The organism is Vreelandella zhuhanensis (assembly GCF_009793355.1).
Classification (GTDB): Bacteria; Pseudomonadota; Gammaproteobacteria; order Pseudomonadales; family Halomonadaceae; genus Vreelandella; species Vreelandella zhuhanensis.
Window position 1 is genome coordinate 41,684 of record NZ_WTKP01000002.1, and the last position, 16,249, is coordinate 57,932.

The window sequence follows — 16,249 nt, forward strand, 5'->3', positions numbered from 1 at the left end:
AGACCACAGCGCTCTCATGCTTCTATCAAACGGCCACTGGACCACCGTCTTTTTTCTGAATGACCACGGTGGCCGCACGTGGACGGACACTGCCCGATGCTTCACGGGTGGCATCTTGTGCCAACGAAGCGTCGTCCGCGGGCCAATTGCCCGGATGCTGAATGTTAATGAACAGCGCCGTCTTGTCAGGCGTGGTGAAGATGCCGGTGACCTCGCAGCCGTTCGGGCCGACGGCAAACCGCTTGATATGGTGCTGATTGTTCTGCTTCACCACAGGGTCGCCGCCACCCTTACCCGCCTTCAGCGCGCTGGGCACCACGGCAAGCAACTGATCGTTGGTGTATTGGGTAATGCTTTCATAGCCGTTGTCGGTCTGAATCCAGAGGATACCCTCACCGCCTTCGCGCTCGTCGAACCACAAGCCATCGGGGCTGGCGAACTGGTTCTGCTCCGTCAGACCAGACAGGTTATCTGCGTCGTTGACACCGGCGCCGAAAACAAACACTTCCCAGCCGAAGGCATTGCTGTGCTTATCATCACGCCAGCGGATGATATGCCCCGCACCATTGTCGGGGCGCGGGTTGGCCGCGTTGGTCGGCGCTGTCTTGAAGCCGATACCCGGCTGGGCAATGTCTTCACCATCGTTGGTATAGGTGGGAGAGCTGGCTTTTTCGGTGCGCTGGCTGTTGTTGGTCAGCGTCAAGTAAACCTCACCGGAAGCCGGATCAACGGTGGCCCACTCAGGGCGATCCATCGGCGTGGCCCCCATCAAGTCAGCCGCATCGCAGGTATGCACGATAACACCCGCCAGGTCATCCTCAGCCAGTCCCAGCGCGTCGGCCAGTCGACGTCCGTCGCGGCTGGTGGCGGTGGGCGTCAGAGGCAGCCATTCGCCACTGCCATCAGCGTTGAAGCGCGCGGTGTAGAGGGTGCCCTTGTCCATGTATTTGGCACCAATGGCCAGGCGGTCATACTGCTCACCGGGGCGATTGCCATCCGCCGGATCCCAGGACGCCTCGGAGACGAATTTATAGACATACTCGTTGCGCGCATCGTGGCCGGAATAGAAAACAACCGGCTCCCCTGCTTCCAGCTTGCCTATCCAGCATCCTTCGTGGCGGAAGCGGCCAAGCGCCGTACGCTTGACCGCGTGCTGATTCGTGTAAGGATCGACTTCGACCTGATAACCAAAGGTACGCGCTTCGTTGCGGTAGTCATCGGTGGCACCTTCACCGCGCGGCGTGACATCGAAACGCGCGAATTCGTCATCGTCTTCACTGACATCACCAGCGGAGGTTTCCCAACCGTAGCGGCTGCGCTCGGTCGGTATGCCGATACGGGCATCGTCGATGAAACGTTCGCCAGTGTTGACGAAAATATTCGGCCAGTTCTCTTCACAGGCAATGTAGGTGCCCCAGGGAGTGACACCGTTACCGCAATTGTTGTTGGTGCCGCGTGTCTGGGCACCGTTCGGCGAGAAGCGGGTCTTGACGTAGTCGCTGCCCGCTACGGGGCCACCCAGATCCATCACCGTGGCACTGGTAAGGCGGCGGTTGTAGCTCGAGCCAGGCACATGCGTCCAGCGGCCCTCGCCATCCTTCTGCACTTCCACCAGCGTCACCCCGTGAGCATTGATTTCAGTGCGTGACTCCTCGGCCGGGCGTTTGCCTTCCTCGGCATTGGTCGGGCCGCCCTCGGTTGACCAAAGAGCGTCTTGATCGATGTATTCATTATTCAACGCCAGCACAAAGCGATGCGACGCACTCTGGTTGTCGAGTGCAAAGCCGGCCATGCCGTCATGGTGCATGCCGACACTGGCGGCCTGTTGCTCGGCGGTCATCGCCTGGGCAGGATGCCATTGGTCGCCGGCCTTCAGCGGGGTACCCCAGGGCACGAGAACCTGAGCGGTGTAACCTTCCGGCACGACCACGGCGTCCTTGTGGGCGCCGCTAATCGCTTCGAAGGCGAGCGCCAGCGGTTTCCTGTCGGATACCGAGGCCAAGGCTTTAGAGGTCACCCCCATGCCCAGCATGGAGGCTGCAGCTAATCCCAGCCCTCCGCGCATCACATCACGGCGTGATACATGCTTGGCAAGCACCTCGGCAAAGGGCTGATTGCCGCTATGGTTAAATAGGCGATGATCTTCGATCTGCTTACTCATGGTGGCCTCGCTTGTGAACTTGTTGTGAACGCAAATTGCTGTGAACGCAAAAGCTGGTCACCTGGAACGGTAGGTTCTGGAAATGACAGTTGAATGAGCCATTGATGTTAGTTTTATGAAGGAACAGGGTATTCAATGGTTAAAAGTGAACTGCCGATGCAGTGATGGCGGCGTTTCCGAGTCGATAGATACGTACTCGACAAATCCAGGAAAAAGGAGAAGGCATGCAAGCTCACTGGCATGATTTAAGCGGGCCGGGGCTGGCCACCTGCGCCGAACGCGACCCGGTGGCGGTGCTGGTACTTGGTGCTATCGAACAGCATGGTGCTCATCTACCGCTTTCCACGGATCTGGATATCGGTCTGGGCTTGCAGGAGGCCATGCTGCAAGCCCTTGCGTCTCGCCACGCCACCCCAGACGTTCTGTGTTTGCCCGCCTTGGCGGTAGGCGCCAGTGACGAACATATCAGTTTCAGTGGCACTCTGAGTCTACCCGCGCCTCTAGTCATTGCCACTCTGGAAGCCTATGGCGACAGCCTGGCGCGCGCCGGTATCAAACGACTGATGCTGCTTAATAGTCATGGCGGCAACAAGGCGGTGATGGATATCGCCGCCCTCACCTTACGACGGCGTCATGCCATGTGGGTAGCCAAGACCACTTACACTCGCCTGTCGCCACCGGTGGATCTGCTACCCACCAACGAATGGCGCCACGGCCTGCATGGCGGGGCCGTGGAAACCGCCATGATGCTGCATCTGGCGCCCGAAAAAGTCGCCATGCAGCATGCGGGAAACTTCGCTTTTAGCGGTGAGTCTGGCGCAGCCCAAGGCGGTCGCTTGGGCCTGGAAGGTCAGGCATCGCTTGCCTGGCTGGCGGAAGACTTGACACCGAAAGGCTTGGCTGGCAACGCCACTCTGGCCAGTGCCGAGCTTGGACGCCGCTTGGTCGAACACTACGCCGCAGCGCTTGCCGATGTGGTGGTGGAGCTTGCTTCCATGCGACTGCCGGCACGCTGATCACGTGCCGGCAGTCGGTATCGAAGCAGTCGGCTTCGAAGCAGTCAGCATCAAAAACAAGGGGCTCAACGCGGCGACTCGCCCAGAATGGCATCCAGCAAATGCCCGGCACGTTCAGCCTTGGCGCTCAGATAACGGTGGTTATGGTCGGTCAGGCTACCGTACAGCGCCTGACGCGACACCACCTCTATGCCGCCCTGGGTTAGCGCCGAGATTTTCGTGGGATTGTTGGTCAAAAGTTGTACTCGGGAAATATCCAAGGCATTGAGCATATCCACCGCCACGCTGTACTGGCGCTCATCCTCGCCGAACCCCAGCACCTGGTCGGCATCCAGGGTATCCAGCCCGCTGTCTTGAAGCGTGTAGGCACGCAGCTTGTTGGCCAGGCCGATCCCGCGGCCTTCCTGGGCGAGATACAGCAGCACGCCGCCGCCCATGGCATCAATGTCCGCCACGGCGTTGCGTAACTGCTCGCCGCAGTCGCAGCGCAAACTGCCGAACAGATCGCCGGTCAGGCACGCCGAATGCAGCCGCAGCGGAACGGCACGTTCAATATCGAGTTCACCGATGATCACCGCCACATGCTCGCGCATGCCATCGGGCTCGCGAAACAGCACGAAACGCGCCTCGGCGGCCTCGGCAAGTGGGATACGCGCTTCACTGACACGTTTGAGCATCCCCGGCGCTCCATGCAAGCACGCCTGAGCGGCTTCCAGCGACATCCTGAGCAAGCTGCCTTGGTGTATCTGTTCGACGATAGCGTCGTGCTGCTGGCGGTCAATTCTTGCGCACAAGGCCGCCGGTACCAGCAAGGCGCGGCGCATCAAGGTCAACGCCGCCTGTTCTGCTGCGTTCGCGGCCTCCAGGCCGTTCAGGCATGGCTTGGCGGGCGAGTGTTCAGCGAGAGGCGCCACCGACAACATTGAGAGTTCCGCTTCGCTCAGTTCATCGTGCAGCGGCAGGCGACCCGCCTCAGCGTCCAGGCTGACTCCCAGGGCGGCTAGGCGATGGCGAGTCATCACCAGCGCCGGAGAGGCTTTTGCCAAGGCGCTCAATGTACGTACCGAATGATTGCCTTCCAGCGCCTGGACCAGCAGCAGTTCATCGCCGGACTGCAACACCACCGGCAAACCTCGACGAATATCGAAAATGGCACGTTCAACCTGGTGCATAAACACCTCCCAAGCGGTGATGATGGCGTCGATGGATGGGGCTTGTGCTCCTTGCCACTGCCCCGCATGATGCGGCCAATGGTTCTTCACCAAGACACGCCACCCACTGAAGATACACTATTGACTATGGATGAAATTTCACCGACCCAAGCCTGGCACTGGCTGCTCGCGCGGCATCGTCGCCAGCCACCGCCGTTTGCATTGACCCGCACCGTATCGGGCGAGTGGCATGGACCCGCTCCCCTTTCCCAGGAAGCGATTTCTCTGCTTGAATGCCTGGCGCCACTGGTCGAAACCACAAAGCGGCTGGCACTCGCGCAGCTGGGGCAAAGTCTGGATGGGCGCATCGCCACGCAAAGCGGCCATTCGCACTACATCAACGGCCCACAAAGCCTGGTGCACCTGCACCGCTTGCGGGCGCTGGTGGATGCCGTGGTCATCGGCGTGGGTACCGCCAGTGCCGACAACCCTCAACTCAGCGTGCGGCACGTCGAGGGCGAAAGTCCTGTTCGCGTCATTCTCGACCCCCGTGGCCGCGCTCCGCAGCAACTCGGAATATTGCAAAATGGCCCCACGACTACGCTGCACATGATCGGTGACAACGTCAGCCTGGACACCCACGCCGCCGGGCATGTCACCCGACAGCGTCTGGCGCTGGATTCCCAGGGCCACTTCCAGCCGCAGGCCGTGCTCGATGCCTTGGCCGCACACGGGCTGAAACGCGTCTTGATCGAAGGCGGCGGCGTTACCGTTTCGCGCTTCATCCAGGCCGGCGTGATTCACCATCTGCATTTGCTGGTCGCACCGCTGCTGATCGGCTCGGGACGCCCGGGGCTTACCCTGCCACCTATCGAGACGCTGCACGCCGCCCTGCGTCCCCCGGTGCGTTGTTTCGCCTGCGGTGACGACACCTTGTTCGATGTGACGCTTCTGGCCTCCGGGTGAGCCCACCGGGCGGTGTGGGTGCCGGAGCATAAAACACACACCCGGCAAGCTGGCCAGCAATACCAGCACGCCATAGGCCAGCGAAATCGCTACTCCCTGGGCCGGGGGCAGCCCCACCAACGCCCAGACCCCGGCGGCGGCACCTTCCCGCAGCCCCCAGCCGGCAATCGAAAAGGGGATCAGCATCGCCAGCAAAAGCGGTGGCGTCAGCGCCAGCAGGGTGGTGCTGGAAATGTCCGCACCGATCGCCCGGGCGGCACACAGCATCACCAAGCCATAACTGAAGACCACCAGCAACGAAGCCCCCAGCTGTTGTGGCCATATACCCGGACGTAACAGTCCATTCTGGATATCTTGACGCAATGCTTGCCACCAGCGCGGCCCGCCATGCGGCGAGAGCTGGCTTTTACGTAACCCCCAGCGTAGCGCCACTATCAGCAAAGCGCTCAGGGCGAGCAAGACCACAAGCCCCACCGACCCCAGCACCGCATGCCATACCGGTGACGCTAGCAAGGCTGCCAAGGTCAAGATAACCACCGCCATCTGCCCCGAGGTGCGCTCGATGATCACCGCTCGCCAGGCGCTGCCACGCGCCCGGCTATGTTGCGCATGGCGCCAGGCACGGCTGGCATCGCCCACAACACCGCCGGGTAACAATTGATTGACCAACAGGCCAAGGTAGTACTCTTTTAGCGCATGGGCATAACCCAGCGGCACCTTCAGACAGCGGGCGGTCAGCCACCAGCGCCAGGCACTGAGCGCCACTTGCCCACCACTGAGCGCTAACGCCAAGATTACCCAGGCCGGCGCCAGCCCGCGTATTTCCTGAAATACCTGCTGGGGTGATACCCACAGAAAAAGCCCCGCAAGCACGATCAAGCTCGCAACGGGCCGCCAGAATGATCCCGACATGCTCAAAGCTCACCCTCGGGGCTGGCGAATATATCCACATGACCCACGTAGATGCCCACCTCGCCGTTGTCGAGTGCCGCCAGGCGCTGATCACGCCAAGCCTTCAACATGTCTTTTCGATGGGGCGCCTGAGCCAGTGTGGCCTCATGCCAGCCTTCCACCAAGGCCCGCGCCAGCGGCAGAAAGTGCCGGTCTCCGGCGGCCAGGTTCCAGGGTGACGATGCCTGTTCCACGCGGTAACCGGCCTGTTGCAGGCATTCAACCAGAAGCTTGGGCGCGCGCCCTCCCAGGGCGGCTCCCAGCCCCTTGTCGCGAGATTGATGCGCCTGGAATAACCCTAGCACCATGGCGTCCTCCGCATCGGAAATAGCCTCCCCGCCATGGTTCAAGAAGTGCCAGTCGCCGCTGACACTCAAGGTAAGCAACAGGGCCTGTTGGCGCTGACGGCACGCCTCTACCAAAGATTTCGCCCACTGCATTGAAACCAGATCGCACAGTGCCGAAGCGGTGACCAGATCCACGCCATCCATCAAGTCGGCATCCACCGGGGCCAAGTGGCGACGCTGGGGCGTCAGCATGACGGGTCGAGAAGCGGCATCCCGAATCGATGCTTGCGGGGCGCTTGCCTGCTGCAGCAACCCAGGGTCGTGGTCCACCAGGCGCCAATGCTGGGGGCCGGGCAAGCGCGGAGCGAGAAACCGTGGATTACTGCCCGCACCGCTGCCCAAGTCCAGAATTCGCTTGGTGCCCGGGCGGCGCTCGAGCCAGTCATGTGCCAAGCCGGTGAGGCGATGGCTGCGTGATTTGCCGTCCAGAGTTTCGCGCAGGCTTAGCCAGTCGGCGTTGAAATGACCGCCATCAGGCAGAGAAGCCGCCAACGCCTGAGTGAATTTTCGGCCCGCCGTCGGCCAATCGTTCAATGTTTCCCGCGCCTGAACCGCACCATCGCGCAGTGTCTGGCGCAGCCTTGGCGACTCGCACCAACGGCGCAGCGCTTGGCTAAAAGCATCTATATCGCCGGGGGGCAGGCACCACCCCGCGCCCTGCGGCAGGGTATCGGCCAGGGCGCCCCCCTGGGTGGTCACCACGGCGATGCCCCGGGATAGCGCCTCGGTGACCACCATGCCGTAACCTTCATACCAGGAAGGCAGCACAAACAGATCGCTGGCGGCGTAGGCGGCATTCAGTTCATTTGCGCTGCACTCACCGCGCAGCTGAACCCGGTCTTGCAGGCCATTCTGCTGGATCAGTTGCTGTACCCGCGCCACCTGCGCCGGGTCACGATCCAGGCTACCGATACAGTCACATCGCCAATCGAGATCGCGTAACGAAGCCAGCGCAGCCACCAGAATGTCATGGCCCTTGCGTTCGGTCAGAGTGGCCACGCACAGCAACCTCGGAGTGGGGTTTTGTGGATCAAAAGCATTCAGCGGCGCTCCCTCCACCCCCGGTTCCACCACATGCCGCGGCGCCAATTCGATGGCTGGCAGCGTTGCGGCGAGTTGTTCCAGGCGTCTGGCGGTAAAGGCACTGGTAACGATGATGCGCTTCACCCAGGAGAGCCCCTTGAGTTCCAGCGCCTTGAAGCGCTGCCTCTGCGTCTCGTTCAGGCCGCTTTCATCGCAGAGTGGGTGGTGCACTAGGGCGGTGATATCCAGGCGGCGGGCATGGCGCGCCACCACTTCGGGCAAGGCGCCCATGGCCAGGCCGTCGAGCACTACCCGCGCCTGGTCGGGCAGGCTACCCAATGCCTGGTCGAGCTCATGCTCGGCGATGGCATCGGCATCGGGAAAACGGCCTTCAAGCCCCTGCACGCTTACCTGCCAGCCTTGGGCGCGCAGTTCATTCACTACCCGGGCGTCATAGAGGTAGCCGCCGGTGCGTTGCCCAGGGTCACCTGCCACGACTAATGTTAGGCGCTGCACAGCTCGCCCTCATAGCTCGCCCAGGCGATGTGCGATTCATGCAAGGTCACCTCGATACGTTGGATACCCCGCGCTGCTTCTCCTAGTTCACCTTGCTCGATGGCGCCCGCCAAGGCATCGAAAATCACCTTGGCCATGAATTCAGTGGTGGTGTTATGGCCCTTGAGCGACTCCACCTCATCCAGGTTGCAGTAGTTGTAGGGCGCCAACAGCTGTTTGAGCCGCTCGCTTGCCAGCCCGATATCCACCACCAGCCCATCGGTATCCAGCTCAGCACGCTGAAAGCACACATCCACCACATAGGTGGCGCCATGCAGGCGTTGGGCGGGGCCGAAGGCTTCGCCGGTAAAGCTGTGGGCGATCATGAGGTGATCGCGAACGCAGAGACGATACATAGAGGACGGACTCCTTGGGGTTAGAGATAGCGCACACGATGGCAAAGTTCGGTACTGCCTGGCGCCAGAATTGTCGCCATGCGACGGGGTAATTCGGAAAAATCGCTTTCGCCGCTGATCAGGGCGTCCAGACAGGGGTCTTGCAACAGGTACAAGGCAAGCTCAAGGCGGCGCCGATAGCCCCAGCGGGGCTGACGCTGAGCGGGTAGCTTTCCCACCTGGCTGGAACGCAAGGTCAATCGCCGGGAATGAAAGGCTTCCCCCAAGGAGAGCGTGACCTCACGTTCGCCGTACCAACTCATTTCGATAACGCTTGCCTCGGGCCCGGCAAGTGTCAGGGCCTGGCGCAACCCCTCGGGGTTGCCGCTGGCATGAATTACGCAATCGCATTCGCTGGGGGCCTGTCCAGGCATGGCAAAGGCAACGCCCAACTCGCGGGCCAAGGCTTCGCGTTGAGGGTTGATATCGATCAAGCTGACCTGAGTGCCGGGAATCGCCTGGCACAACCAAGCCACCAAGCTCCCTACCACGCCTGCGCCGACCACAGCGATGCGGTCGCCGACGCTGGGAGCGGCATCCCAAACACCGTTGATCGCGGTTTCCATATTGGCGGCCAGCACCGCCCGTTCCGGGGGAAGCATTGCCGGAAGCGGCATCAAGGCATCCACAGGCACCACGTAACGCTCCTGATGGGGAAACAAACAGAAAACCGTCTGACCGAGAAGCTCTTCAGGGCCCTCCTCCACCTGGCCGACGCTTGCATAGCCGTACTTCACCGGCGCCGGAAATTCGCCTTGCTGAAAGGGCGCACGCATTCGCTGGTATTCCGACGGGGGTACCCGACCGTGCCATACCAAGGACTCAGTACCTCGGCTAATACCGCTGTAAAGCGCCTTGACCAATACCATGGGTGGCTGCGAGGCGTGAGGCGGCCACTCCAGGCGTGATTCACGTAGTTCACCATTCTCCTTGGCACTCATCCAGAAGGCCTTGGCCTTAATGAGGGAATCTTCAGCAGCCGCCGCAGCCATAATGCAATCCTTAACCGAAAGAGAAAAATGCGCTTTATAAAACTCGTTTCATGAAACATGCTTTAAAAGATAGTTAACAAAATACGCCTTGATTCACAATGATCAGCTCAATCGCATTGCTTTAGCCAAGTGTTCGGTCGACGTTAACACTTCTACAAGGATGGTACATAAAAATATTTATGCATCAATTTATTTGAGCTATGTTGAACGTAATCTTCCCCAGCGGGTAATGCCATGGCCCTTTTTTCCTCCGATGCAGACCCATTAGGCCCATTTTCAGGCCGCCGTATTGAGCGCACGTTGGGCGAGCTAGTCTTGGGAGTAGCTGCCCTCTGGTTGCTGGCGGCATTGCCTTATCCACTTTCCCTGACACTGGCGCAAACCCTCGGGGCTACGCTGCTGTACGCCATACTCGCAGGCTGGCTATTGCACCATTGGCGACAGGGTGCGCTTGGCTGGGCCAATCGCATCACGTTGTTGCGGGGCATCCTGATACTGCTACTCACAGCCGCCCTTTTCACGCCCGACTCCTTCGAAGCTCGACGCTTCACCTGGCTGGGCATGGCGACCCTGGCGCTGTTGCTAGATGGCCTGGACGGCTGGGCCGCTAGACGCCAGAACTGCCAAAGCGAGTTGGGCGCACGTTTCGACATGGAACTGGATGCCTTCTTCATATTGATGCTCTGTCTGGGGCTGATGATTGCCGATATCATCAGTGCCTGGGTGCTGTTGATCGGCATCATGCGCTATATTTTTGTGTTAAGCGGCCATGTATGGCCATGGCTGAAAGCCCCGTTACCCGAAAATGTGCGACGCAAGGTCATCTGTGTCTGGCAGATAGTGGCGTTATTGCTGGCGCTACTTCCTTTCATACCCTCCGGTATTGCCTTGGGCCTTGTAAGTTCGGCATTGGTAGCCTTGACGGTCTCGTTTGCACTCGATGTACGCTGGCTATATCGGCATGCACCTTCCTCTCTTGCAGGTACCTGACCATGACATTGTTCCATAACGTCCTGAAACGCTCCCCGGCAACCCTGTTGGCTGCCAGCATTGCGTTTAGTGCACCATCAGTTCAGGCGGCACCGGAAACATTCGCTATCGACCCGGAGCACTTCTCGGTCGGTTTTCTGGCCAAGCATGTCGGCTACGCCAAGGTCCTTGGCATGTTTCTGAAGGCTGAAGGCGAATTCATTTACGACGAACAAAGCCAGACGCTTCATTCGGCGCAAGTGACAATCGCGGCCGACAGCGTTTTTACCAATCACGAAGAACGTGACAAGCATCTGCGAAGCGATGATTTCCTGCATAGCAGGCGCCACCCAGCGATTGTCTTCGAAGCCACGCGTTTCACCGCACAAAGCGACAATCAGGGCCTACTTGAAGGAGAGCTCACCCTGCTCGGCGAAACGCATCCCGTGACACTTGACGTCACACTCAACAAGGCAGCGGAATATCCTTTCGGACATGGTGAATACACGCTGGGAATTTCCGCACGTACCACGATCGAACGTAGCCGCTGGGATATGCGTTATGCACTGGAAGAGGAGATGGTCGCTGATGAAATCGAACTGATCTTTGAGTTCGAGGCATTACGACAATAGCGGTGCCGGTATTCACGGTAAGCTTGTCAGCATTTTTATAACGAAACCAACAAAAACGCTCCGCCAAGATACAAGACGGAGCGCGATATGCCACAGGCATGAGGGGATGTGCCAATCAAAAACGCAAGCGCAGCCCCACGCTGGCGGCGTCGAAAGTGTAATCGGATTTATCCAGATAACGCATGTAATCCGCCCCCAACGAGAGGTTCGGCGTCATGTCGAATTCGCCACCCAAACCGTAGGAAAAGTCACTTTCACTTTCGACGTCGAAATCCACCTCGGTGACGCCTACCAGACCGTAGACACGCAGTTCCGGGGCAATCGGCACGATCCCCTTGGCATAGGCGCCTACCAAGTATTCAAGGCTAACGTCACCATCGGAGCCACCGGTACCCAAATGCCCTTCTACAGCGAAGAGCTCATTGAATTGCGCACCACCCCGTAGGCGCAAGCCGAAGTCGTCCGAGGACGAAGCACCGCCATCCGGGTCAAGCTCCCACCACATGGCATCGCCACCCAAGTAACTTTCGGGATATGTCGACCATTGCTGGGCCTGAGCCGATACAGCGAAAGCCCCCGCGCTTAACAAGACTGCAGAGAGAATTAGCGGTTTCATAGCTATGTACCTCCGTTAAAGAACGGCGTTTTATTACCTCCCTTTCAATGTGGTTCATACCATGGATTCACGCAAACCTATTTTTGTCTTTTTGCTTGTGTTGGTGTTTATGCAGCTCGTATTTGTCGCAGCGCAATATATTGAACTAAAGTAGGTTTCTTCAGCCTAGTCACTGCAGTTAGATCCGCATGCGCTGCTGTCCTTCACCCCTTCCTGGAGATGCCATAATGCCTACCCAATCCGATCAGCCACAGTGCATCCTATTGGTACCCACTAGCATCGGCGCAGGCTTGACGTCGGCCTGCCTGGGGCTGATCCAGGCGCTGGACACCATCGGTCTGAAAGCCGGTTTTCTCAAGCCGTTCATGCAAGATGAATTCAACGGCTCGGGCCAGGATCACTCCACGGCGTTGGTGTCACGTACCTTGAACCAACGCCCTCCTCCACCGATCTCCCAAGCTCGCCTGGAGCATCTGCTGCGCGACAACCATCTCGACGAGTTGATGGAAAACGTGATCGAGCTTTACGACCAGGTCACACATCAGGCCTATCGCGATGGCAGTGCACTGGACCTGGTGGTAGTGGAAGGCGTCGTTCCCACACAGCACACCACTTATGCCACCCAGACCAATGCCCAACTGGCGCATGCACTTAATGCGCGGATCATTCTGGTGGGCACCGGTGACCTGAATGAACCCCAGGCACTGGCCGAACAGCTCGACATGCACGCCAGAAGCTTTGGCGGCGTCAGTTCCAGCCGAACCTTGGGCTGCATTCTGATGCGAATGAAGAATCTGCCTTATGATGAGGACAGTCTGGCTCCCGCCCCAGGCACGGCCAATGCCCGGCTGGAGAAACCGGTGCTGGATGAATTGCAACGCTACTCGCCGGCCTTGGCCACCGAGCGTTTTCATTTGATCGGCGTGGTGCCTTATAGCAAGGCTTTGAGCGCTCCCCGCACGCTGGATGTGGCCCGGGCGCTGGAAGCACGTCTGCTGAATGAAGGCGAGGCGGTCAGTCGACGCGTGCTCTCCACCAGTCTGTGCGCGCGTAGCGCCGCCAACGCCTTGCATATCTTCAAGCCTGGAAGCTTAGTGGTGACCTCCGGCGATCGTGATGACGTGATACTGGCCACGGCACTTGCCACCATGAACGGCACGCGACTTGCCGGGATACTGCTGACCAACGGCTACATGCCCAACGACAACATGATCGAAATGTGCCGTCCGGCACTCAATACCGGCCTACCGGTGCTTACCGTGGATACCGATAGCCTGACCACGGCGACCAACCTCAGCCGCATGAACAACGAAATTCCCATGGATGACCTGGAGCGTGCCGAGAAGATTGCCCGTTTCGTTGCCGCGCATATCGACCTGGAATGGCTGAAGGAAAACCTGAGCCGGGGCTATACCCGCCGCCTCTCGCCCTCGGCCTTTCGCTACCAGCTGGTCAAGCTGGCGCAGGAAAACAAGAAACGGGTGGTGCTGCCCGAAGGTAACGAACCGCGCACCGTGGAAGCCGCGATCCTCTGTCAGCGTCGCGGCATCGCCGACTGTGTGCTGCTGGGCGACCGCGAAGAGATCGAAAATGTGGCGCTCAATCGCGGCCTCACGCTTCCTGACGATTTGGAAATCATCGACCCTGACAGCATCCGTACCCGTTATATCAAGCCCATGGTGAAATTACGGCATGGCAAGCTCAACGAGATTACCGCAGAGGCCCAGCTTCACGACAATGTGGTGCTCGGCACCATGATGCTGCAACTCGATGAAGTCGACGGTCTAATCTCCGGTGCGGTGCATACCACCGCCAATACCGTGCGCCCAGCATTTCAGCTGATCAAGACCGCCCCTGAATACCGCAATGTGTCATCAATCTTTTTCATGCTGCTGCCGGAACAGGTCGTGGTCTATGGCGACTGCGCGGTGATTCCCGACCCGGATGCCGACACCTTGGCGGAAATCGCCCTGCAAAGCGCGCGCTCCGCCCAGGCCTTCGGCATCGAGCCGCGAGTGGCGATGATCAGTTATTCCACCGGATCATCAGGCAGTGGTGTGGATGTCGAGAAGGTCCGCGAGGCCACCCGACTGGCCCGAGAGCGCGCCCCGGAATTATTGATTGACGGCCCGCTGCAGTACGATGCCGCCGCCATCGAAAGCGTTGGCCGGCAAAAAGCGCCGGATTCGCCGGTGGCCGGACGTGCCACGGTCTTCATCTTTCCCGATCTCAATACCGGCAATACCACTTACAAGGCCGTACAGCGTAGCGCCCAGGTGGTGAGCGTGGGTCCCATGCTGCAAGGCTTGAACAAGCCGGTGAACGATCTTTCACGCGGGGCTCTGGTGGACGATATCGTGTATACCATCGCCTTGACCGTCATTCAGGCCACCCAGAATAGCGAAGTGGCACGGCACAGAGAGGCAGCCACCACTGAATGAGCTAACCCGACAGAGCTGGTTTGGCAGGCCAAACCCACTTATGCTCTGAGCTCTCGTTACTTGTATTCAACATACTTCTCGCTCTGACGGGCGAGGGTTGTCGCACAGGAGAGCTGCATGACTGGCCTGCTACCCGATGTCGACCCGAATGGGTTGCTGGAATATTCCGTGGTTTACACCGACCGCTCCTTGAATCATATGTCTCAGCGGTTTCAAGGGGTGATGCGGGATATATCCGCCACCTTGAAAGAGGTCTACCACGCCCATGCGGCAGTGATCGTTCCCGGCAGTGGCACCTTCGGCATGGAAGCGGTGGCTCGCCAGTTCGCTACCGACCAGAAGACCCTGGTGATTCGCAACGGCTGGTTCAGCTATCGCTGGACGCAAATCCTCGACATGGGACGCATCACCCATCAGCAGACAGTTCTCAAGGCTCGGCGCCTGGACGCTGACGACCCGCACTCCCCTTTTGCGCCGGTACCGATCGAAGAGGCCGTGGCCCAGATTCGTGCCGAAAAACCCGCGGTGGTTTTCGCCCCCCAGGTGGAAACTTCGGCCGGTCTGCTGTTGCCGGACGATTACATTCAGCAGCTCACTCAGGCGACGCATGAGGTCGGAGGCTTGTTCGTGCTGGATGCCATTGCCGCCGGCACGCTTTGGGTCGACATGCAGGCATTGGGTATCGATGTGGTGGTTAGCGCACCGCAGAAGGGCTGGAGCGGCCCGCCCTGTTGCGCCATGGTCATGCTTTCCGAGCGCGCCACGGCTCGGCTGGGCGAAACCATCAGCAGCAGTTTCGCCTGTGATCTGGGCAAGTGGCACAGCATCATGCAGGCCTATGAAAGCGGCGGTCATGCTTACCACGCCACCATGCCCACCGACAGCCTGAATCGGCTACGCGACATCATGTTCGAGACCCGCGACTACGGCTTTGACAAGGTCAAGCTCGAACAACAGCGTCTGGGCCGCGACACCCGTGCCATGCTCGAATGTCACGGTTTCAAGAGTATCGCCGCACCCGGCTTCGAAGCGCCTGGCGTAGTGGTCTGTTATAGCGAAGACCCGGCCATGGTGGCCAAGCTGGCGCAGGCAGGGGTGCAGGTGGCCGGCGGCGTTCCGCTGATGTGCGATGAAGGCGAGGGGTTTCAGACCTTTCGTATCGGGTTGTTCGGCCTGGAAAAGCTTCACCATACCCAGCGCAGCGTGAAGACTCTGGAAGCCGCCATCATTCAAGCCACAACGGCCTGATTCCGGAAACGGTCTACAAGACACGAATCGATGGGATACACCGCTGGGCATTCGCCCAGCGGTCTTGGGTTTGGCGGCTAAAAAGTGGTGGCTCAATAACCGCCGACGCCTCTGGGAGCCAAGCCCAGGTTATTTTCTACTTTCTTCACTCCGTTGGTATTTTCGGCGGCTACCTCTGCCGCAGTGCGCTGCTCCGGGGCATCGACCAATCCCCAAAGTTCCACGTTGCCGTTTTCCACCAGAACGTTGATGCCGCCGATGCGCACCCCGGCATTGTCTTCGATCTCCTTCATGATGGCGTCACGGATGGCGCGATCATCCGCCGGCGCCTCGGAAGGCTGGGTACTGGTCGACGCCAGCCCCTGCAATAGATTGGCACGACTCACGATTCCCACCAGTTTGTCATTACGCACCACCGGTACACGCTTGATGTGATGCTTTTCGAGCAACCGGGCCACATCTTCCAGCGGCATGCTCTCCTCGATGGTCAATGGCTTCGGGGTCATAATCTCACTCGCCTTGCGCCCATGAGACTTGACGTAGGATCCGGCGTCGTTGGCCCCGGTAAAAATTGATTTCAGCCACCAGGATTTGCGTTGATCGGTGCCGTTTTCCACCCGACGCATCAAGTCCCCTTCACTGACGATACCCAGCACCTTGCCTTCGGCATTGACCACCGGCACTGCACTGATTCGGTTTTCCATCAACAGTCTGGCGATTTCGCGTACTTGAGTATCCGGTTCTACCGTGATCACATTCTGGGTCATGACATCGTTTGCTTGCATG

Annotated in this window: 13 protein-coding genes and 1 pseudogene; 6 read left to right on the forward strand and 8 right to left on the reverse strand. The window is 59.5% G+C overall.

What is annotated here, in order from left to right:
• Positions 1 to 25 precede the first annotated feature (25 nt).
• Complete coding sequence (locus tag GPM19_RS02510; protein WP_160417321.1) at positions 26 to 2,161, reverse strand: PhoX family protein; 2,136 nt, start codon at positions 2,159 to 2,161, stop codon at positions 26 to 28.
• 224 nt (positions 2,162 to 2,385) lie between these two features.
• Between GPM19_RS02510 and GPM19_RS02515 the strand changes: the two genes are divergently transcribed.
• Positions 2,386 to 3,177, forward strand: coding sequence for a creatininase family protein (locus GPM19_RS02515; protein WP_160417322.1), 792 nt, complete (start codon positions 2,386 to 2,388; stop codon positions 3,175 to 3,177).
• Positions 3,178 to 3,242: 65 nt separating this feature from the next.
• Here GPM19_RS02515 and GPM19_RS02520 read toward each other — a convergent pair whose 3' ends face one another.
• Entirely contained in the window at positions 3,243 to 4,349 is a 1,107-nt protein-coding gene (locus tag GPM19_RS02520; protein ID WP_160417323.1) for a GTP cyclohydrolase II, read from the reverse strand.
• A 126-nt stretch (positions 4,350 to 4,475) separates the two neighbouring features.
• Here GPM19_RS02520 and GPM19_RS02525 point away from each other — a divergent pair, with 126 nt between their 5' ends.
• Positions 4,476 to 5,294, forward strand: a complete 819-nt coding sequence (locus GPM19_RS02525; protein WP_202114677.1) for a RibD family protein — start codon at positions 4,476 to 4,478, stop codon at positions 5,292 to 5,294.
• A gap of 60 nt (positions 5,295 to 5,354) precedes the next feature.
• Here the strand turns inward: GPM19_RS02525 and GPM19_RS15350 are convergent.
• The 4 genes and pseudogenes from GPM19_RS15350 to GPM19_RS02540 all read right to left on the reverse strand — a co-directional run.
• Positions 5,355 to 6,206, reverse strand: a pseudogene (locus GPM19_RS15350) (lysylphosphatidylglycerol synthase transmembrane domain-containing protein); the annotation flags it as partial.
• A 2-nt stretch (positions 6,207 to 6,208) separates the two neighbouring features.
• Positions 6,209 to 8,131, reverse strand: coding sequence for a glycosyltransferase (locus tag GPM19_RS02530; RefSeq protein WP_160417324.1), 1,923 nt, complete (start codon positions 8,129 to 8,131; stop codon positions 6,209 to 6,211).
• Positions 8,119 to 8,526 (reverse strand): 6-pyruvoyl trahydropterin synthase family protein, encoded by a 408-nt coding sequence (locus tag GPM19_RS02535; RefSeq protein ID WP_160417325.1) that lies wholly within the window; start codon positions 8,524 to 8,526, stop codon positions 8,119 to 8,121. Before GPM19_RS02535 ends, GPM19_RS02530 begins: the two co-directional genes overlap by 13 nt.
• A gap of 20 nt (positions 8,527 to 8,546) precedes the next feature.
• A complete protein-coding gene (locus GPM19_RS02540) occupies positions 8,547 to 9,557 on the reverse strand; it encodes a zinc-dependent alcohol dehydrogenase (RefSeq protein ID WP_160417326.1) in 1,011 nt (336 codons plus the stop codon).
• 300 nt (positions 9,558 to 9,857) lie between these two features.
• Between GPM19_RS02540 and GPM19_RS02545 the strand changes: the two genes are divergently transcribed.
• Positions 9,858 to 10,547 carry a CDP-alcohol phosphatidyltransferase family protein gene (locus GPM19_RS02545; RefSeq protein WP_227842104.1) on the forward strand — a complete coding sequence of 230 codons (690 nt, stop codon included), beginning with the start codon at positions 9,858 to 9,860 and terminating at the stop codon, positions 10,545 to 10,547.
• A gap of 2 nt (positions 10,548 to 10,549) precedes the next feature.
• Positions 10,550 to 11,158, forward strand: coding sequence for a YceI family protein (locus GPM19_RS02550; protein ID WP_160417328.1), 609 nt, complete (start codon positions 10,550 to 10,552; stop codon positions 11,156 to 11,158).
• A 115-nt stretch (positions 11,159 to 11,273) separates the two neighbouring features.
• On the opposite strand, the gene GPM19_RS02555 is transcribed toward GPM19_RS02550, so the two are convergent.
• Positions 11,274 to 11,774, reverse strand: coding sequence for a porin family protein (locus GPM19_RS02555; RefSeq protein ID WP_160417329.1), 501 nt, complete (start codon positions 11,772 to 11,774; stop codon positions 11,274 to 11,276).
• 227 nt (positions 11,775 to 12,001) lie between these two features.
• On the opposite strand from GPM19_RS02555, the gene pta reads away from it, so the two are divergent.
• Together pta and GPM19_RS02565 are read left to right on the forward strand one after the other, a co-directional pair.
• A complete protein-coding gene (gene pta / locus GPM19_RS02560) occupies positions 12,002 to 14,215 on the forward strand; it encodes a phosphate acetyltransferase (protein ID WP_160417330.1) in 2,214 nt (737 codons plus the stop codon).
• 117 nt (positions 14,216 to 14,332) lie between these two features.
• Positions 14,333 to 15,463 carry an aminotransferase class V-fold PLP-dependent enzyme gene (locus tag GPM19_RS02565; protein WP_160417331.1) on the forward strand — a complete coding sequence of 377 codons (1,131 nt, stop codon included), beginning with the start codon at positions 14,333 to 14,335 and terminating at the stop codon, positions 15,461 to 15,463.
• 92 nt (positions 15,464 to 15,555) lie between these two features.
• On the opposite strand, the gene GPM19_RS02570 is transcribed toward GPM19_RS02565, so the two are convergent.
• The gene (locus GPM19_RS02570; protein WP_160417332.1) at positions 15,556 to 16,248 is read right to left on the reverse strand and encodes a CBS domain-containing protein; all 693 of its coding nucleotides are present in this window, start codon (positions 16,246 to 16,248) and stop codon (positions 15,556 to 15,558) included.
• Between the last annotated feature and the right edge of the window lies 1 nt (position 16,249).